Raw genomic sequence first — 25,639 nt, 5'->3', positions numbered from 1 at the left:
TCCCACGCCCACTCCAACTCCAACGCCCACGCCGACACCTACTCCCACGCCCACTCCAACTCCAACACCCACGCCGACACCGACACCCACCCCCACGCCCACTCCTGCTGGCCCGCGGATTACGATCCCGGGCTTGCCCGCAGGGGCCACAGTAACCATTCGACAAGCAGATGGCACAGTAATTGCCACCTCCACCTCGGTGTCTGGGGACGTGGTTATCTTCCCCACTTCCTTTACCATCCCCTTTGGCGGCCAGATCCGGGTGACTCCCGCCATTCCTTCACCTGGGCCGATCAGGGTCGGCGGTACTACCCTTACAATCTTCGACAACACCACTAACCCTGGCAGCACCACCTACTTCAACCTCGGCCCTGCCATTTCGGTGAACTAGCTTGGGGTTGGCTCCAGAAGGGCACTCGATTTCCACTTAGAAGGCGCTAGGTGGCAGCCGGTCGCCTTTCTTACCGGCTTTTGCTGACGATTTCTGTCTCCTAGAGAGGGGGTGAAGACCTCGGTCGCTGTCAAGGATGAAGTGTTGCCGTTTGCAATCTGCGCCCGCAGCACAAACAAGAACGGCAACAAAGAGAGGGAATTAGCCTGGGCCCAAGCCTCTTGGAGTGAAGAAGGCGTCTTGTCAACTACTCAAGAGAGCTGCCTATGCCTACTTAGTTAGACTGCTCTGCAGCAGTTTTGTCCTCTTTTGCTTCTGCTGCTTTAGCCGCTCTCATCTCTGCCAAAATCTCTTCGGGTCGCTTCCCAGCTCGCTGGGATCCGGCAGGCAGATCGTGGGGATCGATCACCCCCTTGGGCAGGTAGGCAAACTCCCGTAGAGGTGTCACCATTGGATCCTCTGTTACTTTAGAGGGCAAGCGGCCTAGCGCCACCTGATGGTAGTTCAGCTCGTGGCGGTCGTAGGTGGCTAGCTCATAATCTTCGGTAACCGAGAGGCAATTGGTGGGGCAAAACTCTACGCAGTTGGCGCAGAAAATGCATACTCCAAAATCGATGCTGTAGCTGTAGAGCTCTTTTTTCTTCAGCTCGGTGTTGTAGACCCAGTCCACCACGGGCAGGTCGATGGGGCAAACCCGAACACAGATTTCACAGGCGATGCATTTATCAAACTCAAAGTGGATACGTCCCCGAAAGCGCTCAGAGGGGATCAGCTTCTCAAAGGGGTACTGAACAGTCACGGGCCGGCGGTTCATGTGGTCAAAGACGACCCCCATCCCCTGACCAATGTACTTAGCAGCCTTGAAGGCATCGCTTACGTATTCGCCAACGCGCTTTAGAAAAGTCATGACCTATTTCCTCTCCCTTGCTGCTTCTACTTTCATTAACCCCCGAAAAAGGTTGGGAAGGCCAGCTTCAAAGCTGCCGTCAACAGCAAATTGACAAACGAGACGGGCAGCAGAAATTTCCACCCCAAGTCCAAGAGCTGGTCAATGCGCACCCGCGGCACGGTCCAGCGCAAGAGGATAGCCAAAAACACAAAGATAAAGGCCTTGACCATCGTCATAACAATGCCCAAGGCTGCGGCTGCAATCTGCAAAAAGGGATTGTCTAGCGGGATCCCCATCCACGCCGCAATAGCTTCTACCGGCACCACGAAGGACCAGCCCCCCAGGTACAGCACTGCCGCGATTAGAGAAGCCAGCAGCAGGTTGGCGTAGGAGCCTAGATAAAACAGGGCAAACTTGATGCCGGAGTACTCGGTGTGGTAGCCAGCCACCAGCTCTTCCTCGGCCTCCGGTAGGTCAAAGGGAATCCGCTCCGTCTCTGCCAGCGCCGAGATCAAGAAAATGACAAAGCCAATCGGCTGCCGCCAGACGTTCCAACTAAGGATCCCCAGGCCACTTTGCTGCTCCACGATCCCCACGGTGTCTAGGCCGTTGCTCATCAGCACCACCGCCAGCACCGACAGGGCCAAGGGCAGCTCGTAGCTAATCGATTGGGCCGCCGCCCGCAGACCCCCCAGCAGGGAATACTTGTTGTTGGAGCCGTAGCCGGACATCAACAAGCCAATGGGCTGCACGCTGGAGGTGGCGATCAGAAAAAGGACGCCGATGGCGATGTTGGAGATCAGTAGATTCTGGCCGAAGGGAACCACCAGATAGCACAGAAAGACGGGCAGAAAAACCAGGATGGGACCCAGCGTGAACAAAACTGGGTCAGCTAGGCTGGGCAGTACATCTTCCTTCGTTAAGAGCTTGATGCCATCGGCAATCGGGATCAGTACCCCGTGGGGCCCAGCCATGTTGGGGCCAATCCGCTGTTGGGCCGCCGCCGAGATCTTGCGCTCCAGCCAGGTCATGACCATCACTCCCAAGGTGGCGGCGATAACCATGAGCACCATGGGCAGAGGTACCCATAGAGCGTGGGCAGCGCCTGGGCTTAGGCCCAAGTTTTGTAGGGCCATCTCAAAGCTGTGCTGCAAGTCGATGCCAGCAGTGGTCATGGAGTCAAGTAGCTCCCTAAAGACAGTGGATTGCAAATACTGCTAATTAGGTCTTGCCGTTGGGATCCGACTGGGGAGGGCGGTGGCGGCGGCGTAGCTCCTGTTGAATGATGGCCTGGAGGCGGGCATCGGATAACTCTTCGGCACGGCGACGCCTTTCTTCTTGGTACTTGGCCCATTGCTTGGGGCCAATAATTGCGGCAATGGTTACAACAATCAGGAGCGGCAGAACTAGGATCGCCCAGGCCATCGCCTTTGTCCTCGCTTTCCTAGAGTATCTTAGCGATCCACCTCCCCCATGATGATGTCGATGCTGCCCAGAATGGCAATCATATCGGCCACCTTCATGCCGCGAACCAGCTGAGGCAACACCTGGAGGTTGACAAAGCCAGGCGGACGAATCTTCCAGCGCCAAGGACAGACATTGTCGTCGCCAACAATGTAAATCCCCAGCTCCCCTTTGGCACTCTCCACCCGCACGTAGGCCTCCCCTTTGGGGATCTTGAAGTTGGCCGAGGGCTTCTTGCTGATGAACTGGTAGTCCAGTTGATTCCACTCCGACTTTGGCCCCTCCAGCATGCGTTTGGCTTCCAGATTTTCAAAGGGGCCGCCGGGCAGGGCCTTCACTGCCTGCTGGACAATTTTGCAGGACTCGCGCATCTCCTTCATGCGCACCCGATAGCGGGCTAGGCAGTCCCCTTCGGGGTAAACGGCCACCTCCCAGTCGAAGTCGTCGTAGCACTCGTAGTGGTCTACTTTGCGCAGATCCCAGTTGACGCCGCAGGCCCGCAGCATGGGTCCAGAGAGGCCCCAGTTGATGGCATCCTCCTTGGAAATGACCCCCACCCCTTCCAGCCGCCGCCGGAAGATGGGGTTGTCGGTAACCAACCGTTCGTACTCATCCACTTTGGGCAGGAAGTACTCGCAAAAGTCCAAGCACTTTTCCGTCCAGCCGTAGGGCAAATCCACCGCCACGCCCCCGACGCGGAAGTAGTTGTTGTTGATGAGGCGCATGCCGGTGACGGCTTCAAACAGGTCTAGAATCCACTCCCGCTCCCGCATGGCGTAGAGGAAGGGGGTTTGGGCGCCCAAGTCCGCCAAGAAAGGGCCAAACCAAAGTAGGTGGTTGGTGATGCGGGTTAGCTCCAGCATGATCACCCGCAGGTAGCTAGCCCGCTTGGGCACGCTGATCCCGGCCAGCTTCTCGACGGCGTTGACAGTAATGGCCTCGTTGAACATGCCAGCCCCATAGTCCCAGCGGGAGACGTAGGGCAGGTATTGCACCACGGTGCGGTTTTCGGCAATTTTTTCCATGCCGCGGTGCAGATAGCCAATCACGGGCTCGCAGTCGACGATGTTTTCACCATCGAGGGTGACCAGCAAGCGCAAGACCCCGTGCATGGAAGGGTGGTGCGGCCCAAAGTTGAGCAGCATCCGATCGGTACGAGTCTCGATCATAGGCATGGGCATGGCCACCACCTCCGCAATGAGGTTCATACTCTGCAACAATTGCAGTATAGCGGCTTTCCCACTTTTCCTCGATGGCTTTAGACATCAAGGATCCCAATCCTCGCCATTGGCCTTGGCTAAAGTGGTGAAAAAGGAGGGAGGGCGATGACCGGTTCTTCTGCCAATGGCTCCTCTCGACGCGAGCAGCAACACCCGCAATACCACATCGATCGAGCTCTCCTCAACGAGCTGATGGCCCAGGAGGGCCCTCCCTCCGATTGGGCGCTGGCGGAAGTGGCCCGTCTGCGCATCCGTTACCATGGTTTCCCCGGCGCCTGGGATCTACAGCGAGATTTGGATCAGATCCTGGAGCGGTGGGGCCTCAGCGAAGAAGATCTATTCGCCCGCACTCGCCAAATCCACGCCCTCGGCCAGGTGTACGACCGCAGCTTTACCACCCGAGACGATTGGGCTTAGGGGAGACTTCTAGCGGCCAGCTAGGAGGCCTGGAGTTGCTCGGCAAAAACGGGATCCAGAGGCACATCCAAAGCGGCGATGACCTTGGTCCAGAAGTTCATGAAGCCAATCCAGGCCGAGAGCTCCACCAGATCTTCGTCTGACCAAATAGCTTTGAGGCGGGCAAAGAAGCTGTCGGTCACCACCATGCTGGGCACGGTCATGCGCTCGGCGTACTCGATGGCTAGCTTCTCGGCTTCAGTGTAGAGGGAGCTGGTGCGGGCCTGCGCCACCGCTGCAATTTTGGCTGGGGGAACCCCCAGTTTTTGCGCCTGCAGGGTGTGGTAGGGCAGGCAGTAGTGGCGGCAGCCGTTGATCTGGGCAATGCGGATGCTGATCAGTTCTTTTAGCTCCTCAGGCAGGTTGGGATTTTGCGTGTGCAGCGCCCCATAGAGGTTCATCACCGCCCGCATCAGTTGAGGCTTGTGGGCCATTACCTGCAAGGGGTTCAGGGCAGTGCCGTAGGTTTTTTCCAGGCTTTCGTAAACCTTCTGCAGTTGCTTGTCGGCTTTCTCTGGAGTAACAGGAGGGATCCGCATGGACTGTCTATAGCAATTGCCGCATTCTCGACTTTAGCGCGTTTGGGAGATCTGCCCAAGCCTTCCACCCTCCTGTCCTGGCTGCTTTCTCTTCGCAAGCCCCAGTTCAATTGCCCAAGGACTGCTCAATGGCTTCCACCTGCTGCTGGGTAGCGGTGGCTCCTTGGTTGAGGGTTTGTTGCAGTTGATCCCGCGACTGGTAGATCTGCAGCGGCCCTCCCTGCGGGATCCCTTGCTGGGCGGCCTCGGGACTGGCCTGTTCCGGCCTTGGCTCCGAGCTCAAGGGGTTGCGGTAGAGGCGGTTGACCAGCAGAAAGCCCACCAGCACCGCGGCAGCAGCCACCAAAAGTCGAATCATAGGGGATCCCTTGCAAACCGCTAGTTCTAGACCTAGAATGCCCCAAAAGAGCGACGAGTATCAGAAGGCTAGGAGCCCTCTCCCCACGAAGAAAGTAAGAGCAACCTCAACAGGTCTCTAGGGGCATGGATCCCGTTGGCTCCCAGTTGTCAGCCGGGTTGGGGCAGCAAAGTTGACGGGCCTCTGTCCCTTCAGTACGATAATGGATCTAGCTGGGCGAGTGGCGGAACTGGTAGACGCACCGCACTCAAAATGCGGCGGGAAACCGTGTCGGTTCGAATCCGACCTTGCCCATGGCAAAGTGACCTGCCTGCTTCCACGACCTCAGCTAGCAGCAGAGTTCACCTCCACTACCCCGCTTTCAAGCGGCGCACCAGTTGCCAACCCTCCACCTCGGCCAAAGGCTGCAGCCCCAGATTCTGGATCGATATCTGCTGAGCTTGGACAGGAGAGACCCACAGGTAATCCCCATGTTTCCCTGCTTGCAGGGCCCGGTTACCCACCCACCGTCCTGGGTTGGGGGTGTAGAAGGCAAGGGCCTGGGCCTGACAGACGTCCGCTAGGCCGCTGCGGCCAATGTCCACCGTGGGAAAATCAGGGTCTGCAGAGCCCAGCATCTGTCTCCAGTCCATCTGGGCAAAGGCGGGATTGAAATTGCCGAAGTCAGGCCGCAGGACAATGCTGACCACGGCGAGGAGGCTGGCAGCTAGAAGCGTGCCCACCCAGAGTTCGCCGGCATAGTGCAGCACCCGCCGCCAGCTCCAGATCGCTGGCAAGAGCAGATACAACAGGCCGATCGCCATCAATGGCCAAGCGTGGGGTTGGAGCAGACCCAGTCCCTCGACGTCCCGCTTGAGGGCCAGCCCCAAACCCAAAAGCAGGGTTCCCACCGCCGCCAGCCCCCAAGAGAGCACCTGGGCCACATGGGGTCTGTCGCGGCGAGAGCCTCGTCCTACTGTTGCCGGCAAGGCGGAGCGGAGCGGAAATGGCAGAGCTTGATCCAGAACCACCCCCGCTAGGAGAGCTAGCCAGGGATAGAGCTGTACCGTGTAGTAGGGCGTTTTGGTGGGATAGAGCTGCAAGAGCAAAAACAACAGCAGGGGGAAAGACCAAACCAGCAGGGTGGATCCCGGCTTTTGCCGCAGCAGCAGCCAGCCTCCCACCAAGGCCAAAACCGTCCAGGGGAAGCCATGGATCGGGATGTGCCAAAAGTAATACCAGCCGGTGGCATCGGCATGGAAGGGTTCTTGCCCCAGATCCCACACCTTCCCCACCAAAGCAGCTAACACCTTTGGGCCGTGCACCCCTACAGCCGGCACTAGCCACAGGCCAAAGATCCCCAAGCCCAGGCCAATTGCCAGCCAAAATTGGGCAGATCCCAGCCAGTGCCGCCGCTGCTGCCACAGGTAGGGGATCAAAGCCACCGCCGGCAGCAGGATCATGGCGCTCTTCATCAAAAGGCCCAGTCCAAAGGCCACTCCCGCCAACCAGAACCAGCGCCGGTGGCCGCGGATGCCGTTCACTAGGCCTAGGATCCCCAGGAGCTCCAGGCAGGTTAGAGGCACATCCTGACCCACCAGCCGCCCCTGCTGCACCCAGAGGTAGCACAGGGGCAAAACTGCCATTCCCAAGAGGGCCGCCCGGCTTGGCAAAAAGGCCCGCCCAATCCAGCCGATGAGGGGGATGGAAAGCAAAGCCGCCAGGATCCCGGGCAGCCGCGCCGCCCACTCGTTGACACCATAAAGGGCAAAGCTGAGGGCCACGCTCCAGGTGAGCAGGGGAGGCTTTTCAAAAAAAGGCTCTCCCAGAAAAGTTGGCCCCAGCCAGTTGCCTCCCCGCAGCAGCTCGCGAGCCATCTGGGCGTAAAAGCTCTCGTCACAGCCGGCTAAACTGGGATCCGCTCCCGAGAGCACAAACAGCGGCACTGCCAGGCCCACGATCAATAGGCTCAAAGCCCAAAAGGAAAACAGATGCGGGTCGCGGCGAAACTGCACAAAAGAACTAGCTGGGGGCAGGGATCCCCGGCGAGGAGCACTGCCCAAACGGTTGGGGTTGCCGAAGGGACGCATGAACAAGCCCTCTGGAACGGCACCAAGTGGCGGCTCTAACCAGACTAGACTCTGCAGAAGGAGATCTGGCCTTTTCTTTTTACGGAAGCTCCAGGGATCCAGGAACGCCCTCCAGGCTGGCTGGCAGAGAGGTTAGTCCCTGAAACCAGCTGAAAAACTGCTCGGCATAGGGTCGAAGGGCAGGCTCCAGGTAGTAGAAGTTCTCCGCCCGATCCGTAAACTCCCAAAACTCAGAAGCAGTGCAGTAGAGTTCCTGGCGGATGATCTGCAGTCGGGCCAAAGGCTCCTGTTGCATATCCTCATAGATCAGCCTGGCCAAATCCTCCCGCCCACGGCTAAGGAAATAGGCTGCTAGCCGCGCCTGGGTTTTCCGGATCCCGCGCAGGGTCATTTCCTGCTGCTCGCTTTCCGGGTCTTGGTCCAGGTGGAGCAGGACTTGTAGGATGGCCTCCGTTGTCTCTGACTGCAGCGCGCAGCTGAGTTGGGCCAGCACCCCTAGGTCAAAGCCAAAGGTTTCAGAAAGGAAAAGTAAGCCGGCCTTGTAGGCCACTAGGCTGTAGTAGCGAAAATGGCCGACCATCTCCAAGACCAACGCCGACTGCTGATGGCGCAAAGCGGCCTCGGCCAGCAAACGGTACTGCTTGAGCAGGTTGTAGCCGCTGCGGATATCCCGTGCGTTGATCACCGCCCGCAGGTAGGTGTTGAAGAACTTGATCACCCAGCCGACCAGCCGGAGCTCTCGGCTTTGCAGGGCGCGGATCCCCAGCTCCCGCGTGTGAATGGCCACCAGAGTACTTGCTTGCCGCATGCCATTGAGGCCCTCAGTAAACAGGGCCTGATACTGCCGCCGGATCTTCAGCTCCAGCCAGGATCCCTCCGCTTCGATTTGGCGCAGCAACCCCTCATCCACGCTGGCGTCCAGAGAAACCAGGAGCGGGGTAGGTGTGCCTTGTGCTGGGCATAGAACATCCACAGGGCCTTTAGGCTATCCAAGGCTTCCAGGAGGATGACCTCCTCCCGTTGGCGCAGGGCGCTGATGGCAATACTTTTGATTTCATCCAAGGCCGAGAGGCAGCGCTGATGGGCGGCAGCGCAAGGTTGTAGGGCAGAGGGCTGTCGCTGTTCCCATCTGGAGGCCCCCAGAATCGCCTGCTGCACCTGCTGCTCAATGCGGCGAATAATCGAAGTCGGCTGTAGGAAGTGAAACACAAAGCTGAAGTAGGGGATGAGCACCAAAAACGAGGCAGTACCCAGCAGTAGGTTTAGCCCAATCAGGAGCTGGGGATCCTCGTAGAAACCCAGGGCCACCGAGCTCCACAAACTGACTACATTGGCCAAAATCAAAAACGAGAAGAGGTAGAAATTGGTCTTCTCCCGCAGAAACAACTCGGTAACTTTGGGGGTGAAGCGATCAGCACTCAACTGCACCACAATGGCCACCACTGAGAGGGTAAAGCCCAGCATCCCCGACAGCACCTCGGCCAAGGTGACCACAAACTCCTGCAGCGCTCCTGGCTGCTGAACGGGTTGGGCAAGAGCCAACGCCAAGCCGGCTTGGATCCAGCGGTGCGCCCCCCTGCCCAGGCCAGACCTGCCACCACCCCCACAGCACTCCAAAGCCAAACTTGAGAGCGAGGCTTGGCAGCGTTTGCGGCTAAACCCATCTCCTCTCCCCCCACCACCTTACCCAATAGGAGCTCAATATTCGCTAAGAAGAGCCTCCACAAACTCGTAGCTGGAAAAAGGCCTTAGATCCTCCAACCCCTCGCCAGCTCCAATAAAGCGGATAGGCAGGTTCATCTGCTGGGTAATAGCTAGGGCGATCCCTCCTTTGGCGGTGCTGTCCAGCTTGGTGAGGATGACGCCGGTTAGCTTGGCCACCTCGGCAAACACCTGGGCCTGGCGCAGGCCGTTTTGCCCTTGGGTAGCATCCAAAACCAAGAGGCTTTCCACCTTGGCTTCGGGAGCTTTCTTGTCGATGATGCGGCGGATCTTGGCCAGCTCCTCCATCAGGTTCTTCTTGTTCTGCAGGCGGCCTGCTGTATCTACCAAGAGCAACTCGGTGCCTCTGGCCTTGGCGGCGGTGATGGCATCAAACACCACGGCGGCCGGGTCAGCGTTAGGGGAAGGGTTGGCGATGACCTCCACCCCCGCCCGCTCTGCCCAGATCTTGAGCTGCTCTATGGCGGCAGCGCGGAAGGTGTCGGCAGCAGCAATTAGACACTGGTAGCCGGACTGGCGGGCCACATGGGCAATTTTGCCGATGGTGGTGGTCTTGCCCACCCCATTCACGCCCACGATCAGCCAGATGTTGAGCGTGCCCCGCTGGGGCGCAAAGGTGGGATCCCCTACCGTCAGCATCTGCCGCATCTGCTGCTTGAGGTACTTCACCGCCTCCTCTGGAGGCACTACCTCCTCCCGCATGCGTTTTTGCAGGGCCTGGAGGATCTGCTCGGTGGCCTCAACGCCCACATCCGCCTGCAGCAGCATCGTCTCAATGGTTTCGACCGCCTCCCGATCAAGAGGCCCCCGGCCCATTAGAGCCTTTAATTGGTTGATCAGGTTGAGGCGGGTTTTGCCCAGACTTCGCCGCAGCTTCTGCAGCCAGGAAATTTCTTCTACGGAGATCTCTTCGGGCTTGCGTCCTTGGGCCGCCAGGATCTCGGCTGACCAGCGGAAGCCCTCGTCGAAAACCAGCTCTTCCGCCGCCGACTCTGCCGACTCTGGAGGTGGGGCAGCAGGAGCAACAACGCTGGCAGGGATCGGCTCCGGTTCCTCCACGGCGCTTGCCTTTAGGGCCTGCAGGCGCTCGGCAGCGCGAGGAGCCAGATCAAAAAAGGAGGGGACAGCAGCCGGCTGCTCAGGAGACGATGAGGGAGAGGCGGCTTCAGGTGCTGTAGCTGCTGGAGCAGAGGGCTGGGATCCCTCGCTTGCAGGGGGTTCTGGGGCGGCTGGGGAGACAACCTCTGCTTGAGTAGCTTTGGCGGCAGCCCGCGCTTTTAGGTTGGCATAGGCGGCTTTAGCAAAGGCCAAATAGTCTTCTGGCGACATGGCAGCCGGCTCTGCCGCTGGGGGAGTTGCCGACTCGGCCTTTTGGGGAGAGGACTCTGCTTCACCCTTGGAGTCGGTGTAGCGACGGCGAAACCAATCAAAGGCCATAATCCCACCTCTAGCCTGACTTTTTTCCAGTTTGGCAAAGCAGCTTCTTTTCCAGAGCTCGGCCTTTGCACCCAAAGGGGAAGGGACAGTTTCCCTAGGCAAACACCACCGTTTTGTTGCAGTACACCAGGACGCGATTTTCTAGGTGATAGCGCACGGCCCGGGCCAGGACTAGGCGCTCCACGTCGCGGCCCTTGCGGATGAGGTCAGCTACCGTGTCGCGGTGACTCACCCGCACTACGTCCTGCTCGATGATTGGCCCTTCATCCAGCTCCTCGGTGGCGTAGTGGGCGGTGGCGCCGATGATCTTGACGCCCCGCTGGTGGGCACGCTGGTAGGGGTTAGCACCGGCAAAAGCAGGCAGCGTAGAGTGGTGAATGTTGATCACCGGGGGCGCCTGGCGGAGCAGCCACCCGCTCAAGACCTGCATGTATTTGGCCAGCACCACCAAGTCAATGCGATATTCTTGCAGCAAGGCAAGTTGTCGGGCCTCTGCCTCGGCTCTGTTTTCTGGAGAAACGGGGATGTGGTAGTAGTCGATGCCAAAAGAGCGGGCCAGCGGCTCCAAGTCGGGGTGGTTGCTGATGATCAGAGGGATCTCCGCCGGCAGCTCCCCAGCCCTCTGCCGCCAGATGAGATCCAACAGACAGTGGGGTTGCTTGCTAACCCACACCGCAATGCGCCGGCGCGTATCGGAAAAATGCAGCTCCCAGTTGGCCTGGATCCCGCGGGCAATGCCGGAGAAGGCAGGAACAATCTCCGACCGTTCTAGCCGAAAGCCTTCTAAATCCCACTCGATGCGGCTTAGGAACAACCCTGCCTCGAGATCCGTGTGGTGGTCAGCGTGAAGAATGTTGCCGTCGTAGCTGTAGATGAAGTTGGAGAGCTTGGCTACCAGGCCTTTTTGATCGGGACAGGACACCAATAGGGTAGCCGTGGGCATAGAAGTGCAAAGAGCTCGCCCCTTTACCCTAGGACTTGGATTGGTCTGAGGGCAAGCGCCCCTGGCCAGGGGGTTTCAGTCTTGAGCTCTTGCAACAACCCAGAACCCCCCGGCTGGCTGTCCCAACGTCTGAAGAGGAGTCGGCGGGGGACAGCTCCTGAGAATAACTCGAGGGGTTTTGGCCGTGCTGCTGCAGCCAGGCTTTTGCATTCGCCAGGGCATAGTTAGGATTGTCCTTATGCCGAGACAGAGCGGGTTGAAGCGGGGCATGGGCTAGGCAGCATCCACGCTTGAAGATCCCTCGGAGGGGGAGGCGGCGGCCCTGGGCTCTGCCTCCACAGCTGGCTTTGTGGGCATATCGGCTGTGGCAACTGGGTCGGTTTTGAGCGGAGCTGCAGGGGCTGTCTGGGGACTAGAGGCGCGGGCGGCTTTTTCCAGCTCCTGGACTTCCTGATTTAGCTGGGCCTCAAACTCCCTGGCAGCATCCTGCAAGCTGCGCAAGGTTTTGGCTAGGGCACGACCAATCTCTGGCAGCTTGCGTGGCCCAAACACCAAGAGAGCCACTGCAAAGATAACCAGCATTTCCGGCAGTCCGACGCCCAAGAAATTCATAAGCCCTGGGATCGCTTTGCTTCCCTAGCCTGACATCTTCTTGCCTTTGTCCGCAAGCGCTTTTGCCTCTGCTGCAGCAAACTGCCGCTGCCGTCTTGGCTGGGCTACCAGGTCAGCCCCTTTCCGGCCGCCCAAGCCCAGGGGAGGGGAATGATAAAATTGCGTATACCCGTTCTATTGGCCTAGGCTTCCCATGCTCCAAGCCCTACAGAAGCTTCTCGGGGATCCCAACGAGCGCAAGATCCGCAAGTACCTGCCTGTTGTCAAGCTGATCAACTCGCTGGAGATCGAGATTGCCTCCCTTTCCGATGCAGAGCTCAGGGCCAAGACCACCGAGTTTCGCCAGCGCCTAGACAGAGGAGAGTCCCTCGACGAGCTCCTGCCCGAGGCTTTTGCAGTGGTGCGAGAGGCGGCCAAGCGGGTTCTCAACATGCGCCACTACGACGTGCAGCTCATTGGTGGCATGGTGCTGCACGAGGGCCAGATTGCCGAGATGAAAACGGGGGAGGGGAAGACCCTGGTGGCCACCCTACCGGCCTACTTAAACGGCCTGACGGGGAAGGGGGTTCACATCGTTACTGTCAACGGCTATTTGGCCCGGCGAGACTCGGAGTGGATGGGCCAGGTGCACCGCTTCCTGGGCCTGACGGTTGGCTTGGTGCAAGAGGGCATGTCCACCGACGAGAAGCGGCGCAGCTACCACTGCGACATTACTTACTGCACCAACAGCGAGCTGGGCTTTGACTACCTGCGGGACAACCTGGCCACTGACATCAGAGAAGTGATGCAGCGGCCCTTTAACTACTGCATTATTGACGAGGTGGACTCCATCCTCATCGACGAGGCCCGCACCCCCTTGATCATCTCTGGCCAGGTGTCCCGTCCCTCCGAGAAGTACCTCAAAGCAGCCCAGGTGGCGCGGGAGCTGATCCGCGACGAGCACTACGAGGTGGACGAAAAAGCCCGCAACATCATCCTCACCGACGAAGGTTTTGAAGCCGCCGAGCGGTTGCTGGGGGTCTCGGATCTGTTCGATCCTAAGGATCCCTGGGCGCACTTTGTCTTTAACGCTGTAAAGGCCAAGGAGCTCTTCATCCGGGATGTCCACTACATCGTCCGCAACCAAGAGGTGGTGATCGTGGACGAGTTCACCGGGCGGGTGCTCCCTGGTCGCCGCTGGTCGGATGGCCTGCACCAGGCCATTGAAGCCAAAGAGGGGGTGCCCATTCAAAGCGAGAGCCAAACCCTAGCCACCGTTACTTACCAAAACCTCTTCCGCCTCTATCCCAAGCTTGCCGGCATGACGGGCACGGCTCGCACTGAGGAAGCAGAGTTTGTTAAAACCTACAACCTCGAAGTGACTGTTATCCCCACCAACCGCCCCATTCGCCGCATAGATGCCCCTGACCTGGTGTACAAGACTGAAAACGCCAAGTGGAAGGCGGTGGTCGAGGAGATTGCCTACATGCACGCCAAGGGGCGGCCCGTTTTGGTGGGAACCACCAGCGTGGAAAAATCCGAACGCCTCTCGGCCATGCTCAAGGAAAGAGGGATCCCCCACAACCTCCTCAACGCCAAGCCGGAGAACGTGGAGCGGGAGGCGGAAATCATTGCTCAGGCGGGTCGCAAAGGTGCCGTAACCATTGCTACCAACATGGCTGGGCGGGGCACGGACATCATCTTGGGTGGCAACGCGGAATACATGGCCCGCCTCAAGCTGCGGGAACGGCTGATGCCCAAGCTGGTGCAGCTGGATCCCGACAACCCCCTGGGATCGGCCTCCACGACAAGCCGCGGCGGCGGTCAAGGGTTTGGCCCAGCCTCGCCCAAGCCGAAAAAGTCCTGGACGGTGGTCTCCCCCAACTTTTACCCCTGTGAGCTCTCAGCTCGCACCAGCCAGGCTTTGGACGAGGTGGTGGCAGCCGCAGTGGCCAAGTATGGGTTAAACCGCCTGCCGGAGCTGGTAGTGGAAGATCTCATCGCAGTGGCCTCGGAGAAGGCGCCGGTGCAGGATCCCCTGATCTTGCAACTGCGAGAGGTCTACAACAGCATCAAGGCCGAGTACGAAAAGGTCACAGAGGCCGAGCACGAGGAGGTGGTGCGGCTGGGGGGCTTGCATGTCATTGGCACGGAGCGCCACGAGTCCCGCCGCATCGACAACCAGCTGCGCGGCCGCGCCGGCCGGCAAGGAGACCCTGGCTCCTCGCGGTTTTTCCTCAGCCTGGAAGACAACCTACTCAAGATCTTCGGTGGCGAACGGGTGGCCAAGCTGATGGACATGTTCCGGGTAGACGAAGACATGCCCATCGAGCACCCGCTCCTGTCGAAGAGCCTGGAAAATGCCCAGCGCAAGGTGGAGGTGTACTACTTTGACCTGCGTAAGCAGGTGTTTGAATACGACGAGGTTCTCAACAACCAGCGGCGGGCTATCTACTCGGAGCGGCGGCGCATTCTGGAAGGGGAGAACCTCAAACCCAAGATCCTGGACTACGTGCGCAAGACCGTTGAGGAGATCGTGCAAGCCCACGTCAACCCGGAGCTGCCGCCGGAGGAGTGGGAAATCGACAAGCTGACGGCCAAGATGCAGGAGTTCGTTCCCCTGCTCAAAGACAACCTCAAGGTTGAGGACTTACGGGATCTCTCCTATCAGGAAATCCTCGACTACCTGATCAAACAGGCGGAGATGGCCTACGAGGCCAAAGAGGCCTTCTTGGATACCTTTGAGCCTGGCCTGATGCGGAAGGCTGAGCGCTTTTTCCTGTTGCAGCAGGTGGATACCCTCTGGCGGGAGCACTTGCAACAGATGGAGGCGCTGCGGGAAGCGGTGGGCCTGCGCGGCTATGGCCAGCGGGATCCCCTCATCGAATACAAGAACGAGGGCTACGAGCTGTTCCTAGAGATGCTGGACAACATCCGCCGCAACACCGTGTACAACCTCTTTGTCTTTACACCCCAGATCGTACAAGTGCCGCAGGCAGTGCCCCTGCAAGCGGTGGCTGCTGGTTCCGAGACAAGCCAGGTGCCAGAAGCCGACTTTACCCACGAATAAAGCAAAGCCTCGCTAGGACACGTGATCAAGAGCGCTTCTCGAAGTCCAGATCCGGCAAGGGCATCTTGGCGGGGCTGCCCCCCTGGCCACTGAGCATAGCTAGGCGGCGGGAGATCTCGTCCTCAAGAGCCATTTCGTCAAGCTGGGCGGCAAGTTGCTCGCTGCGATCCTCGGAGAGCTCGCTGAGGGCGTGGACCTTGAGCTGGCGAGCCTGGATGGCGTTCTTGGCCGCCTCAAATTGGGACTTGGCCGAGTCAATGCTATAGGCGTTGTTAACGCGGGTCATCTGTTCAAGGGCTTTGTTCACCTCGTAGATGTCTTTGAGGTTGCTCAGCTCGCGCTTGTAGAGGGCCAGACGCTCTTTTTCCCGGGCCAGCTTTTCCTTGGCAGCCTTGACATAGCGCTCAGCAGTTTCCACTTGTTCCTTGAGCGGGCCAAGAGCGGCCTCAATGCGCAGGGCTTCGGCCATAGCTAGGCGAGCGGCTTCTTGATCCCCCCGTTGCATGGCCAGGCGAGCCTTGTTCTCCAGCGCCTGGTACTCCCGCACCTTTTGCATGTACTTTTGCTCGGCCCGCTGGTAGGCAGCTACCTGGGTGGCGACGGCTTCGGTGAGACGCTGCACAGTCTCCTGCATGGTTCGCACCGATTCTTCGGCCACCGCCACTGCCTCTGCCCCGCCTTTTTCCACCGGCAGCCCCCAAAGCCAATTCCACGTGCCCACGATGAGGCTGCCGGCTCGCTGCCCGAAAATGCCGTAGATGATCTTGCGCACGCCCATGGCTTGCCCTCCCTATCGCTGCCTTTCACTGTATTCAATCTCCTCTGCAACTGGGAAGATTGCCAGAAAGGGGCAGGCGGACAAAGTCAAACCCTTGCTCCCCCAAGGCCGGGATCAAACGGCGGACTACCTCGGCTACCTGAGATCCCCCCTGGACGCCGTCGTGGAGCACAATCAGGGAGCCGGGCCGCACTTGGTTGAGCACCCGCTCCACCACCACGGCCACCGGCGGGCAGAGCCAATCCTCCGGCACCACACTCCACATCACCGGTAGATACCCCCAGGAGCGCAAGTCGGTTAGCGTCCGGGGCCAGAAGAGACCGTTGGGGGGGCGCACGGCCCGATACTCTTCTGGGGTGCCGCCACAGGCAGCCACGAGGGTATCCTGGCTGCGTCGCAAGCTCTGTAGCAGTTCGCCTCGGCTAAGCTGGGTAAACGAGCGGTGCTGCCAGCCGTGCAGGCCAATGCCGTGGCTCTGTTGGCGGATTTTCCGGGCCAGGTGGGGCCAGCGCTGCACCCGTTCCCCCAACACAAAGAAGGTGGCTGGTACCTGAAACTCCTGTAAAACTTGCAACAGGGTCGGCGTGTATTCAGGGTGAGGGCCATCGTCAAAGGTAAGGGCCACCTGTCGCTTCTGAGGATCTGGCGGTAAGTCCCAGAGAGCCTCAGGAAAAAGGGTCTTGAGGCCCTGCTGCAGAAGGGGGTAGAGGGCAGAGGGGAGGATCTGCGGCGGCCAAAAGGGCATAGATTGACCTCAACTTTCCAGAGAGCCCCTTGTTACCCCCAACTGGCTGTACAGCTTTAGCTCCCGCCACAGTTGAGAGCCACTCATCTGGCCCTGGAGGAGCTGTTGATAGCAGCGTAGGGTTTGCTGAACCTGCTCGGCAGACTCCTGCAAGAACTCAATGCGCAGATATTGCAACCCCAGCGCCAGGAGCTGCGACACATATTCTGCCCCAGTTTGGGCTTTGCCATTGTAGAGGGTGTTGCGGCAGCCAGCATCGGCTTTCAAAATGTGCTCCACATTGGCCCTGTCCCTCAGCCTTACTTCGTGCTTTTCGCAGGGGCGGCCACAGTTGGTGTAATCCGTGCCACTGGACAAAAAGGCGCAGAAGACGCAGTGCTCCATGTGGAACATGGGCATGTGCTGGTGGATAGTAACCTCGTACCAATGGGCAGGGCCAGCCTGCAGCAGGGATCCCAGTTGCTCATGGTTGAGGTCATAGGAGGCCGTCAGGCGCTCCAGGCGGTAGCGGCTTTTGAAATAGTGGGCGGTGAGGGGATTGGCCACGTTCAGGGAAAAATCGCCGATGCAGCGCTGGTTGGCGAAAAAGCGTAGGTGGTCGTAGTTTCGCACCAGATAGCCATCGGCTCCTGCCGCCAGCACCTGTTTTAGAATCCAAGTTTCCCCCGGCTTAGTGATGCGGGGCGGGGCCGCCCACAGCTCCACCTCGGGGTGAGAAGCTTTGGTAGCGCGGATAACTTCCCGGTAGCGGCGGGGATCCTCAAACTCCAGGTAGATCTGGCGGATGCCACAGGCAATTGCCGCCGACAACTGGGCCGGCTCCCGCACCAACACCACCAGCTGGGGCAATCCCGGCTCGGCTGGCTCTAGGGGAGGCAGCAGGTCTTGCCAGTGGGCGTCAGGATTGAGCTGCCAGCGGCGGGGCCGGGCTCGCAGCGCTTGCAACTGCTCCACTGCCTGGCGCCGCATCTGGTTGAGGACGCTGACCGGCAGCATCACCTCCCCCTCCAGGGCATTGTGCAGGGATCCCAGCCGGAAGGGCGTACCTCCCAGGCGGCCCAGTTGCTGTCGCAGCTTCTCGTCGGTGAGGGGCTGCTGGCGAGCGGGCTGCAAAGGCATGGGGGAATCCACCTGCACCACGTGGCCCTCTTCATCGCGCAGGATGAGGGTCAGGGGCAGTCCGGCCTGGCCATGGACTTCCAGGTGGACGGGGCGGCGGAAGCGCGGCTGATCCCCGGCATAGCTCTGGCGCAGGCGCTTGTCCAGCTCTGGGTCGCTGGTCTTCCAGAGGCGATCCCCTACCCGCAGGCGTTTGAGGTCAATTGCCCCCTGGGCAAAGCTCAGCCAGGCCAACCCCTGCTTCTGGTGCACGCGGTAAACTCGTCCCCCCTGCTCCGGCAGCTCTGGCTCCCCCTGGTCAAACACCACGCCATCCCCCGCCTTGAGGGGAGCTTCCAGGCGCACTCCCACCTGATCCCCCTCGATCCTCACCACCTGCCCTAGGTAAACGCCGCGCTTTTTGCCAAAACGGGCGTGCACCAGCTTTTGGTTGTTGATGCCTCGCAGCCAGCCGGTGTACAGGCCGCGGGAAAAGCTCATCTCCAGCTCATACCATTCCTGGGCTGAGGGCTGCCACGCCTGCCCTGCCCCCAAGGCGTCCAAGGCCCGCCGATAGATGCGCGTTACGCTGGCTACATATTCTGGGGATTTTAGGCGGCCCTCAATTTTCAAGCAGTGGATCCCTAGCTTGACTAGCTCCGGCAACACCTCCAAGCCAGCTAAATCTTGGGGGCTAAGTAGATACCGCTTCTCTCCCAGATCGCGGCGAACCCCGTCCACCACCAGCTCGTAGGGCAGGCGACAGGCCTGGGCGCACTCCCCGCGGTTGGCCGAGCGTCTCCCCAGCGCCTCGCTGGTCAGACATTGCCCGGAGTAGGCCACGCACAGGGCCCCATGGACAAACACCTCCAGAGCAATGGGGGATCCCTTCTCTTCCAGATGGGCGCGGATCTTGGCTATTTCCTTGAGGGAACACTCCCGCGCCAGCACCACCACCTCACAGCCCAGCTCGGCAGCAAACTCCGCTCCCACGCCGCTGGTAATAGTCATCTGTGTTGAGGCGTGGATGGGCAGGTCGGGAGAAAGATGTCGAACCAGGCGCGCAATGCCGACATCCTGCACGATGACCGCGTCTACCCCTGCTGCCGTCATCGCGCGGATGTACCGTTCCGCCTCCTCCAGCTCTTCAGGAAAGACCAAGGTATTTAAAGTGACGTAGCCCCTCACGCCGCGCTGGTGCAGCCAGGCCATTAGTTCTGGTAGGTCCGCCTCCGTAAAGTTGCGGGCGCGCAGGCGAGCATTGAACCGTTCCAGTCCGAAGTAGATGGCGTCGGCTCCGTTTTCCACCGCTGCCTTGGCACACTCCCAGTCCCCCGCCGGCGCTAGCAGGAGAGGCATCCGAGTTGGCAAAGACTGCTCTCCAAGGCAGCCTGTTGATCCCCCCTCTCTGACAACAGCCTTCATGGGAAGAGAACCCGCCAACCCAAGGGATCCTTTCCCATTCAAAATCAAAAAACCCTAGAGAAGGATCCCCCAGGGCAACTCCCTCTGGCCTACCCGATCTGCATGTGAGAAGATCAAAGCCTGACCTCCCCATCTCTGAGCAGACTCCCGAGGTTTGGCCAACACAGTATGAGCAAGTCTAGCGACCGCTTGCTGCTGGAGTTTGAGCAGCCTGTTGCCGCTCTCGAGCAGCGCATCCAGGAGATTCGGGCCTTGGCTGAAGAAAACGACATTGATGCTTCTGAGCAGATTCGCCAACTGGAGGCCAAAGCCGAAGAGCTGCGCCGCGAGATTTTCAGGCAGCTCACACCTGTCGAGCGGCTGCAGGTGGCCCGCCATCCCCGTCGCCCTACCACCTTGGACTATGTGCAGACCATCTGCGACGATTGGTTTGAGCTGCACGGGGATCGCCACGGCCAGGACGATCCGGCCATTGTCGGCGGCCTAGCCAAGCTGGAGGATCAGCCGGTGATGATCCTCGGCCACCAAAAGGGCCGCGACACCAAAGACAACATCCACCGCAACTTCGGCATGCCCAACCCTGCTGGCTACCGCAAAGCCCTGCGGCTCATGGAGCATGCCCACCGCTTTGGTCTGCCCCTTTTGACCTTTATCGACACGCCAGGGGCCTACCCAGGAGTTAAGGCCGAGGCTGAGGGCCAGGGGGAGGCCATTGCCACCAACTTGCGGACGCTGTTTCAGCTGGAGATCCCCATTATCTGTACGGTGATTGGCGAAGGGGGATCCGGGGGGGCCTTGGCCATTGGGGTGGGCAATCGCATTCTGATGTTTGAACACGCCGTCTATTCGGTAATCTCACCAGAGGGCTGTGCAGCCATCCTTTGGAAAGATGCCAAAAAAGCACCCCAGGCGGCAGCAGCCCTGCGCATTACTGCCCAAGATCTGCTGCAACTGGAGGTCATTGACGAGATCCTGCCAGAGCCAGTGGGGGGTGCCCACCGCGCCCCTTTGGAAGCTGCCCAAACCCTCAAAGAGGCTCTCCTAAGACACCTCAAGGAACTTTCCAGGCTGAGCGGGCGGGAGTTGCGGGAAGAGCGTTACCAAAAGTTTCGCCGCATGGGAGCTTTTCTGGAGCTGGCCTAGGAGAGCTAATTATCTTCAGCGAAGCTAGCTCTGCTACGAAAAATTACAGTTCCTGGCCGGCTCTGAGGTCAAAGATCAAGTCAGTGGTAGATTCAAAGTGCTGCGCGCTATCCCAAGCGCGGCCCAAACAACGCTAACTACAACGAGAAGGGAGGCTATGGCTGTGATGGAAGGCGATCCCCGGCAGGGCGCTAAGCTCCCCCTCTTCGGGGGATCTACCGGAGGGCTGTTGAGCGCAGCCGAGACCGAAGAGAAATACGTCATCACCTGGACTGGCAAGCCAGGGCAGGTGTTTGAGATGCCCACGGGCGGGGCTGCTGAGATGGTGGAGGGTAAGAACTACCTCACTTTCGCCCGCAAGGAGCAGTGCCTGGCTCTTGGGGCCCAGCTGAGATCTGAATACAAGATCAACGACTACCAGATCTTCCGCATTCCGGCAGGGGGACAGCCGGAGCTGGTGCATCCCAAAGATGGCGTCTTCCCTGAAAAAGTTAACGAGGGTCGCCAGCCCGTCGGCAAGGTAGATCACAGCATCGGCAAAAACCGCGAGCCCGTTACCTACAAGTTCACCAACGGCAAGCCCTGGGACTAATTTGGTTGGCAGCCTTGGTCTTGTCCGATCCCCTGCCAGGCTCAGGGGATCCCTTTTGTCTGTCTGCACCTCTTTAAAAAAGCTCCAGCTCACTTGGAGCCGGAGCCGCAAGGTCTGGCATTCCTGGTCTACTTGGCAACTGCCGCGAAGAACTCCTTGGATTTGACCGGGTCGGGCTTTAGGGTTCTCTGGCCGGGCTGCCAGTTGGCTGGGCAAACTTCATCGGGGTGGGATTGGACATACTGGATAGCCTGCAGGGTGCGCAGGGTCTCATCCACGCTGCGGCCGAAGGCCAGGTTGTTGATGGTGGCGTGCTGGAGGATCCCTTCCTTGTCGACGATAAACAGGCCGCGCAGCGCCACCCCCGTCGCCGGATCCAGGACATTGTAGGCGGCGCTGATCTCTTTCTTCAGGTCGGAGACCAGCGGATACCTCAGCTCGCCCACCCCGCCAGCTTTGCGGTCGGTTTGCATCCAGGCCAGGTGAGAGTACTCGCTATCCACCGAGATGCCGAGGATCTCCGTGTCCAACTTGGCAAACTCGTCGTAGCGATCGCTGAAAGCCGTGATCTCGGTCGGGCAGACAAAGGTAAAGTCCAAGGGGTAAAAGAGCAGCACCACATACTTCTTGCCCCTGTAGTCAGAGAGCCTCACCGTCTTGAATTCCATGTCGTAAACGGCCGTGGCCGAAAAATCGGGAGCTAGCTGCCCCACCCGCAGACATCCTTGCTGAGACATGAGGTCGACCCTCCTTCCGCTAAGGTGCAAATGTAAACTACAATCAACATACCATACTCATAATGAGTTTGTCTTGCGGGTTAGGCAAGCTAAACCGACCCGACAACCTCTTGTCCCTCACCCATTTACAGCATCTGCCAAGGTATCCAAATGGGGGGGCAGCCAAGGATGGGCTTCTACTTCAGGAAGGGAAGAATCCAGCAGCCAGCGGCAGGGGCGGCGCTCTTCCAAGATGGTAGTGGCGCAGCAGTAGCTATAGACTTCTAGGTAGTCGTCGGGCTCTGCCTCGAAGAGGGCATACTGGCCCGGGAAGAGGGTGCGCTCCCAGTGGCCAGGGATCGTCCGGATTACCTGAACCCGGCCAGAGCGGTTGACATAAACGTATCCTTTCATTGCTGTTTTTTAATTCCCTTAAGAAAAACTTATTGCCCTTTAGGACAGGCTATCATCCTTGATCCCCAGCCGACAATAGCCAGCGGCTGGGACGGGGATCGCTCTTTGCGCTTGACTTTTGGCGATTTGTTCTCTCAGGTTATTCAAGGTGGGGATAAAGATCTCGAGAAGAAGCCTGCCCTGGTAAACTGGGAGAGAGTTTGAAGAGATCCTTACTGAAGTTGGCCTTCATCGTTCCAAGGGGGGCATACCGTGGACAACAAGTTGGGGCTCGAGATCATCGAAGTGGTGGAACAGGCTGCCATTGCTGCCGCCCGCTGGATGGGCAAGGGGGACAACAAGGCCGCTGACCAAGCAGCCGTAGAAGCCATGCGGGAGAAACTCAACCAGATCCCCATGCGCGGTCGAATCGTCATTGGGGAGGGAACCCGCGACGAGGCCCCCATGCTCTACATCGGGGAGGAAGTGGGGATCTGCACCCGTCCCGACGCCGAGCAGTTCTGTCGCGTGGAAGAGCTGGTGGAGATCGATATTGCTGTGGATCCCTGCGAGGGCACCAACCTGGTAGCCAAAGGCCAGAACGGATCCATGGCGGTGCTGGCCATCTCCGAGAAAGGCGGCCTTCTCAACGCCCCGGACATCTACATGCAAAAACTAGCGGCCCCGCCCCAGGCCAAGGGCAAAGTCCACCTGGACTATCCGCCAGAAAAGAACCTCAAGATCATTGCCGAAAGCCTGGGTCGGGAGGTGGCGGACCTAACGGTAGTGGTCATGGATCGCAAGCGCCACACCGATCTCATCCGCCAAATCCGCGAGGCAGGGGCGCGGGTGAAGCTAATTACCGACGGCGACCTCTCGGCAGCTCTGGCAGTGGCGTTCAGCGGCACAGGTATCCATGCCCTGATGGGGATTGGAGCGGCTCCCGAGGGAGTGATCTCGGCAGCGGCGCTGCGCTGTCTGGGCGCTCACTTCCAAGGGCGGCTCATCTACGATCCCGAAGTGGTGCAGGCGGGCACCTACCTGCCACCGGTAGAAGAGACTCGGCGAGAACTAAAAGAAAAGGGCATTGAGGATCCCGATAAGGTATGGGAGTGTGAGGAGCTAGCCAGCGGCAAAGAGCTGCTCTTTGCGGCCACCGGTATCACCGATGGGGATCTGGTACGGGGAGTGCGCTTCTTCGGGGGTGGAGCGCGTACGGAAACGCTGGTGATTTCTAGCCAATCCCGCACCGTGCGCTTTGTGGACACCATCCACCTGAAGGAGGGCCAGCAGCCCCCCGCCCTGCAACTGCGCTGACGGATCCCCTCCTAGCTCTTCCCAGTGACGAGGGCGGCTTTCCCTGGGGAAGGTCGCCCTTCTGCTTGGGAGAACGTTAAAAAATCTATCAAGGCCGACCCCGAAAAAACGTAATAACTCTTCAGCAAAATCTGGCAAAACCGATCCGATACTGGTCTTAGGGTTTAGGTAGTCTGAGAAAAGTTACCTAAGCTTGCTGCAGCCAAGACAGGTAAGACGCTTTGCTTAGGCTCTAGGCTATTCTTGTTTTGGGCAAGGTTTGCCTTTGTTTAGAGATTTAACAATCAGTGGTCTAGAGACGACGGGGAGGCATGTTTATCGCGGTTGTCGGTCTTAGCCATCGCACAGCTCCTGTGGAGATCCGGGAGCGCCTCAGCATTGGGGAGGCGGAGGTGGGAGAGAGGATCCAGCAGCTCCGTGCCCACCCCCGCATTGAGGAAGCAGCAATCCTCAGCACCTGTAACCGGCTGGAGGTCTACATCGTTACGCCAGAAACCGAAAGCGGGGTGCGGCAGACGATGCAGTTTTTGGCGGAGGCAAAGGGGATCCCCCTGCCCCAACTGCGTCCCCACCTGTTTACCCTGCTCTACCAAGATGCGGTGACCCACTTGATGCGGGTGGCGGCCGGGCTGGAGAGCTTGGTGCTGGGAGAGGGGCAGATCTTGTCGCAAGTGAAAAAGGCTCAACAACTGGGCCAGGCTTGCAACGGCACGGATCGCATCCTCAACCGCCTCTTCAAGGCAGCCATCACTGCCGGCAAGCGCGTCCGCGCGGAGACGGGGATCGGCACCGGCGCCATGTCCATTAGCTCGGCAGCCGTGGAGCTGGCCCTGCAAGAGCAGGGATCGCTTTCCCAGGGCAAGGTTACCGTCGTGGGAGCAGGGAGAATGGCCCGCCTCTTGCTGCAGCACCTTCTGGCCAAGGGAGCGGTGGATATTACCCTAGTCAACCGCTCCTTAGAGCGGGCAGAAGCGCTAGCCCAGCAATTTGAGCAACCAATCCAAGTCCTGCCTTGGGAGTCGTTGCTCAACAGCGTGGCGGAGTCCAATCTGGTCTTCACCAGCACCAGCGCCACCCAGCCCATCCTTACCTACGCCCAACTAGTGGAAGTGCTGCAGCCGGATCAGCCGCTGCTGTTGGTGGATATCTCCGTGCCCCGCAACATCGATCCCGAGGTAGAAAAGCTTAGAGGGGTGCGGCTGTTCAACGTAGATCACCTCTCTCGCGTCGTGGAAGAAAACCGCGCCCAACGGCAAAAGCTGGCCCTGGCGGCCGAGGCCTTGATCGAAGAAGAGGTGGAGCAGTTCATGGAGTGGTGGCGTTCTCTGGAAACAGTGCCCACCATTTCCAGCCTGCGCCACAAGGTGGAGTCTATCCGCGAGCAGGAGATGGAGAAAGCTCTCTCCCGGCTGGGCAAGGACTTTGCCGAGAAGCACCTGGAGGTCATCGACGCCCTCACCCGTGGCATCGTCAACAAGATCCTGCATGACCCTATGGTGCAACTGCGGGCCAAACGGGACATCGAGGCCCGACGGAAGGCGATGCAAATTCTGCAGGAACTCTTTAACCTCGATCCCATGCCCTTTCAGGCCCAGCAGGAGCGCTAGGTTTTAAAGAATTGCAACAGTCCCCTCATCTTCAGGCAACAGCGGACCTTAGGATACACAAGTAGGCTACGGGATTTGGGGCTATGTTCGGGCAATACGAAGTGTTCGTGCAGTTGGCGCTGCTTGCCTTGATTGTCTTGGCAGGGCCGGCGGTCATTTTGGTGCTTTACCTGCGCGGGGCTGATATGTGAGGCGGGGGCTTTCCTCTAGTCCTCGACCTACCGGACAGTTCGCTACTTTGCGGCACAATGTGCAACCTCCCCAACGCACCTCCTGCCTCAACGTGGATCAGCTAAGCTAGTAGGCAAGCGGCTGCATTTCTGCTGGTAGGCATTTTACTTAGGCTAAAGTTGGCTCTGTCTTTAGCCTGTGTGCTCGATCAAGAGCAAGGGGCAGCTACCGTCAGCTTGACGGGAAGTCACGCCTGTGCAGATCCCTTTGGTGGGGTAGTGGAGGTGGGCTCTGCTGCTAGCTATGGGTCGTGGAAGCAGGAAAAAAGCCTCAAGCTGGAGCAAAAGTCCGCTTTTGTCCGGGGTTGTATAAGTCTTTCAGAGCGGTAGAGCACGCTTGGGCGGAGCTGGCGAGCCAATTCTCTGGGTGATGTAACACTTCTTTGCGCTAGAGTTGTAGAGGCACCCCCAGGAAAGGCTGGGGGTAAGTTTTTCTACGGATTGAG

The 25,639-nt window shown here is 59.3% G+C and carries 24 protein-coding genes, 1 tRNA gene and 1 pseudogene; 9 read left to right on the top strand and 17 right to left on the bottom strand.

Features of this window, described 5'->3' with window-relative positions:
* Positions 1-391, top strand: a pseudogene (locus NW814_RS06020) (right-handed parallel beta-helix repeat-containing protein); the annotation flags it as partial.
* Positions 392-665: 274 nt separating this feature from the next.
* Here NW814_RS06020 and ndhI read toward each other — a convergent pair.
* The 4 genes from ndhI to NW814_RS06000 are packed head-to-tail and all read right to left on the bottom strand — an operon-like array spanning position 666 to position 3,919.
* A complete protein-coding gene (gene ndhI, locus NW814_RS06015) occupies positions 666-1,298 on the bottom strand; it encodes an NAD(P)H-quinone oxidoreductase subunit I (RefSeq protein WP_414405577.1) in 633 nt (210 codons plus the stop codon).
* Between the two features lie 35 nt (positions 1,299-1,333).
* The gene (nuoH, locus tag NW814_RS06010; RefSeq protein ID WP_414405576.1) at positions 1,334-2,455 is read right to left on the bottom strand and encodes an NADH-quinone oxidoreductase subunit NuoH; all 1,122 of its coding nucleotides are present in this window, start codon (positions 2,453-2,455) and stop codon (positions 1,334-1,336) included.
* 46 nt (positions 2,456-2,501) lie between these two features.
* Positions 2,502-2,705, bottom strand: a complete 204-nt coding sequence (locus NW814_RS06005; protein WP_414393585.1) for a hypothetical protein — start codon at positions 2,703-2,705, stop codon at positions 2,502-2,504.
* 29 nt (positions 2,706-2,734) lie between these two features.
* Entirely contained in the window at positions 2,735-3,919 is a 1,185-nt protein-coding gene (locus NW814_RS06000; protein ID WP_414393799.1) for an NAD(P)H-quinone oxidoreductase subunit H, read from the bottom strand.
* Between the two features lie 150 nt (positions 3,920-4,069).
* Here NW814_RS06000 and NW814_RS05995 point away from each other — a divergent pair, with 150 nt between their 5' ends.
* Positions 4,070-4,381 carry a DUF3288 family protein gene (locus NW814_RS05995; protein WP_414405575.1) on the top strand — a complete coding sequence of 104 codons (312 nt, stop codon included), beginning with the start codon at positions 4,070-4,072 and terminating at the stop codon, positions 4,379-4,381.
* A gap of 20 nt (positions 4,382-4,401) precedes the next feature.
* On the opposite strand, the gene NW814_RS05990 is transcribed toward NW814_RS05995, so the two are convergent.
* On the bottom strand, positions 4,402-4,959 hold the full coding sequence (locus NW814_RS05990; RefSeq protein WP_414393582.1) for a carboxymuconolactone decarboxylase family protein: 558 nt from the start codon (positions 4,957-4,959) through the stop codon (positions 4,402-4,404).
* Positions 4,960-5,065: 106 nt separating this feature from the next.
* Complete coding sequence (locus NW814_RS05985; RefSeq protein WP_414405574.1) at positions 5,066-5,317, bottom strand: hypothetical protein; 252 nt, start codon at positions 5,315-5,317, stop codon at positions 5,066-5,068.
* A 214-nt stretch (positions 5,318-5,531) separates the two neighbouring features.
* On the opposite strand from NW814_RS05985, the gene NW814_RS05980 reads away from it, so the two are divergent.
* Positions 5,532-5,611 (top strand) — tRNA-Leu (locus NW814_RS05980).
* Positions 5,612-5,667: 56 nt separating this feature from the next.
* Here NW814_RS05980 and NW814_RS05975 read toward each other — a convergent pair.
* From NW814_RS05975 to NW814_RS05950, 6 genes are all read right to left on the bottom strand, one after another.
* On the bottom strand, positions 5,668-7,386 hold the full coding sequence (locus tag NW814_RS05975) for an ArnT family glycosyltransferase (RefSeq protein ID WP_414405573.1): 1,719 nt from the start codon (positions 7,384-7,386) through the stop codon (positions 5,668-5,670).
* A gap of 79 nt (positions 7,387-7,465) precedes the next feature.
* A complete protein-coding gene (locus NW814_RS05970) occupies positions 7,466-8,296 on the bottom strand; it encodes a hypothetical protein (protein ID WP_414405572.1) in 831 nt (276 codons plus the stop codon).
* Positions 8,242-8,934 carry a DUF2254 family protein gene (locus tag NW814_RS05965; protein WP_414405571.1) on the bottom strand — a complete coding sequence of 231 codons (693 nt, stop codon included), beginning with the start codon at positions 8,932-8,934 and terminating at the stop codon, positions 8,242-8,244. The genes NW814_RS05970 and NW814_RS05965 overlap by 55 nt, the downstream gene beginning before the upstream one ends.
* A gap of 150 nt (positions 8,935-9,084) precedes the next feature.
* On the bottom strand, positions 9,085-10,545 hold the full coding sequence (gene ftsY / locus NW814_RS05960) for a signal recognition particle-docking protein FtsY (RefSeq protein ID WP_011429650.1): 1,461 nt from the start codon (positions 10,543-10,545) through the stop codon (positions 9,085-9,087).
* A 94-nt stretch (positions 10,546-10,639) separates the two neighbouring features.
* Complete coding sequence (purU, locus tag NW814_RS05955; protein ID WP_011429651.1) at positions 10,640-11,488, bottom strand: formyltetrahydrofolate deformylase; 849 nt, start codon at positions 11,486-11,488, stop codon at positions 10,640-10,642.
* Between the two features lie 273 nt (positions 11,489-11,761).
* Positions 11,762-12,100: a TatA/E family twin arginine-targeting protein translocase gene (locus tag NW814_RS05950; protein ID WP_414405570.1), complete on the bottom strand. Its 339-nt coding sequence runs from the start codon at positions 12,098-12,100 to the stop codon at positions 11,762-11,764.
* A 193-nt stretch (positions 12,101-12,293) separates the two neighbouring features.
* Between NW814_RS05950 and secA the strand changes: the two genes are divergently transcribed.
* Positions 12,294-15,149, top strand: coding sequence for a preprotein translocase subunit SecA (gene secA / locus NW814_RS05945; RefSeq protein ID WP_414405569.1), 2,856 nt, complete (start codon positions 12,294-12,296; stop codon positions 15,147-15,149).
* Between the two features lie 25 nt (positions 15,150-15,174).
* Here secA and NW814_RS05940 read toward each other — a convergent pair whose 3' ends face one another.
* From NW814_RS05940 to NW814_RS05930, 3 genes are read right to left on the bottom strand one after another with little or no spacing between them, the layout of a single operon-like run.
* Entirely contained in the window at positions 15,175-15,927 is a 753-nt protein-coding gene (locus NW814_RS05940; RefSeq protein WP_414405568.1) for a PspA/IM30 family protein, read from the bottom strand.
* 34 nt (positions 15,928-15,961) lie between these two features.
* A complete protein-coding gene (locus NW814_RS05935) occupies positions 15,962-16,672 on the bottom strand; it encodes a polysaccharide deacetylase family protein (RefSeq protein ID WP_414405567.1) in 711 nt (236 codons plus the stop codon).
* 9 nt (positions 16,673-16,681) lie between these two features.
* Positions 16,682-19,129 carry a DUF3656 domain-containing U32 family peptidase gene (locus tag NW814_RS05930; RefSeq protein WP_414405566.1) on the bottom strand — a complete coding sequence of 816 codons (2,448 nt, stop codon included), beginning with the start codon at positions 19,127-19,129 and terminating at the stop codon, positions 16,682-16,684.
* Positions 19,130-19,363: 234 nt separating this feature from the next.
* On the opposite strand from NW814_RS05930, the gene NW814_RS05925 reads away from it, so the two are divergent.
* Together NW814_RS05925 and NW814_RS05920 are read left to right on the top strand one after the other, a co-directional pair.
* Positions 19,364-20,338 carry an acetyl-CoA carboxylase carboxyltransferase subunit alpha gene (locus tag NW814_RS05925; protein WP_414393565.1) on the top strand — a complete coding sequence of 325 codons (975 nt, stop codon included), beginning with the start codon at positions 19,364-19,366 and terminating at the stop codon, positions 20,336-20,338.
* Positions 20,339-20,495: 157 nt separating this feature from the next.
* Complete coding sequence (locus tag NW814_RS05920) at positions 20,496-20,930, top strand: photosystem I reaction center subunit II PsaD (protein WP_414405565.1); 435 nt, start codon at positions 20,496-20,498, stop codon at positions 20,928-20,930.
* Positions 20,931-21,058: 128 nt separating this feature from the next.
* On the opposite strand, the gene NW814_RS05915 is transcribed toward NW814_RS05920, so the two are convergent.
* Positions 21,059-21,667 (bottom strand): peroxiredoxin, encoded by a 609-nt coding sequence (locus NW814_RS05915; protein ID WP_414405564.1) that lies wholly within the window; start codon positions 21,665-21,667, stop codon positions 21,059-21,061.
* Between the two features lie 117 nt (positions 21,668-21,784).
* Entirely contained in the window at positions 21,785-22,060 is a 276-nt protein-coding gene (locus NW814_RS05910) for a DUF1830 domain-containing protein (protein ID WP_414405563.1), read from the bottom strand.
* Between the two features lie 252 nt (positions 22,061-22,312).
* Between NW814_RS05910 and glpX the strand changes: the two genes are divergently transcribed.
* From glpX to psb30, 3 genes are all read left to right on the top strand, one after another.
* Positions 22,313-23,356, top strand: a complete 1,044-nt coding sequence (gene glpX, locus NW814_RS05905; protein WP_414393558.1) for a class II fructose-bisphosphatase — start codon at positions 22,313-22,315, stop codon at positions 23,354-23,356.
* A gap of 311 nt (positions 23,357-23,667) precedes the next feature.
* Positions 23,668-24,963 (top strand): glutamyl-tRNA reductase, encoded by a 1,296-nt coding sequence (locus tag NW814_RS05900; protein WP_414405562.1) that lies wholly within the window; start codon positions 23,668-23,670, stop codon positions 24,961-24,963.
* A gap of 83 nt (positions 24,964-25,046) precedes the next feature.
* The gene (gene psb30 / locus NW814_RS05895) at positions 25,047-25,154 is read left to right on the top strand and encodes a photosystem II reaction center protein Ycf12/Psb30 (RefSeq protein ID WP_099812430.1); all 108 of its coding nucleotides are present in this window, start codon (positions 25,047-25,049) and stop codon (positions 25,152-25,154) included.
* Positions 25,155-25,639 lie beyond the last annotated feature (485 nt).

The organism is Synechococcus sp. R65.1, from assembly GCF_047461755.1.
GTDB lineage: Bacteria > Cyanobacteriota > Cyanobacteriia > Thermostichales > Thermostichaceae > Thermostichus.
This window is presented reverse-complemented; position numbering and strand designations above follow the sequence as displayed.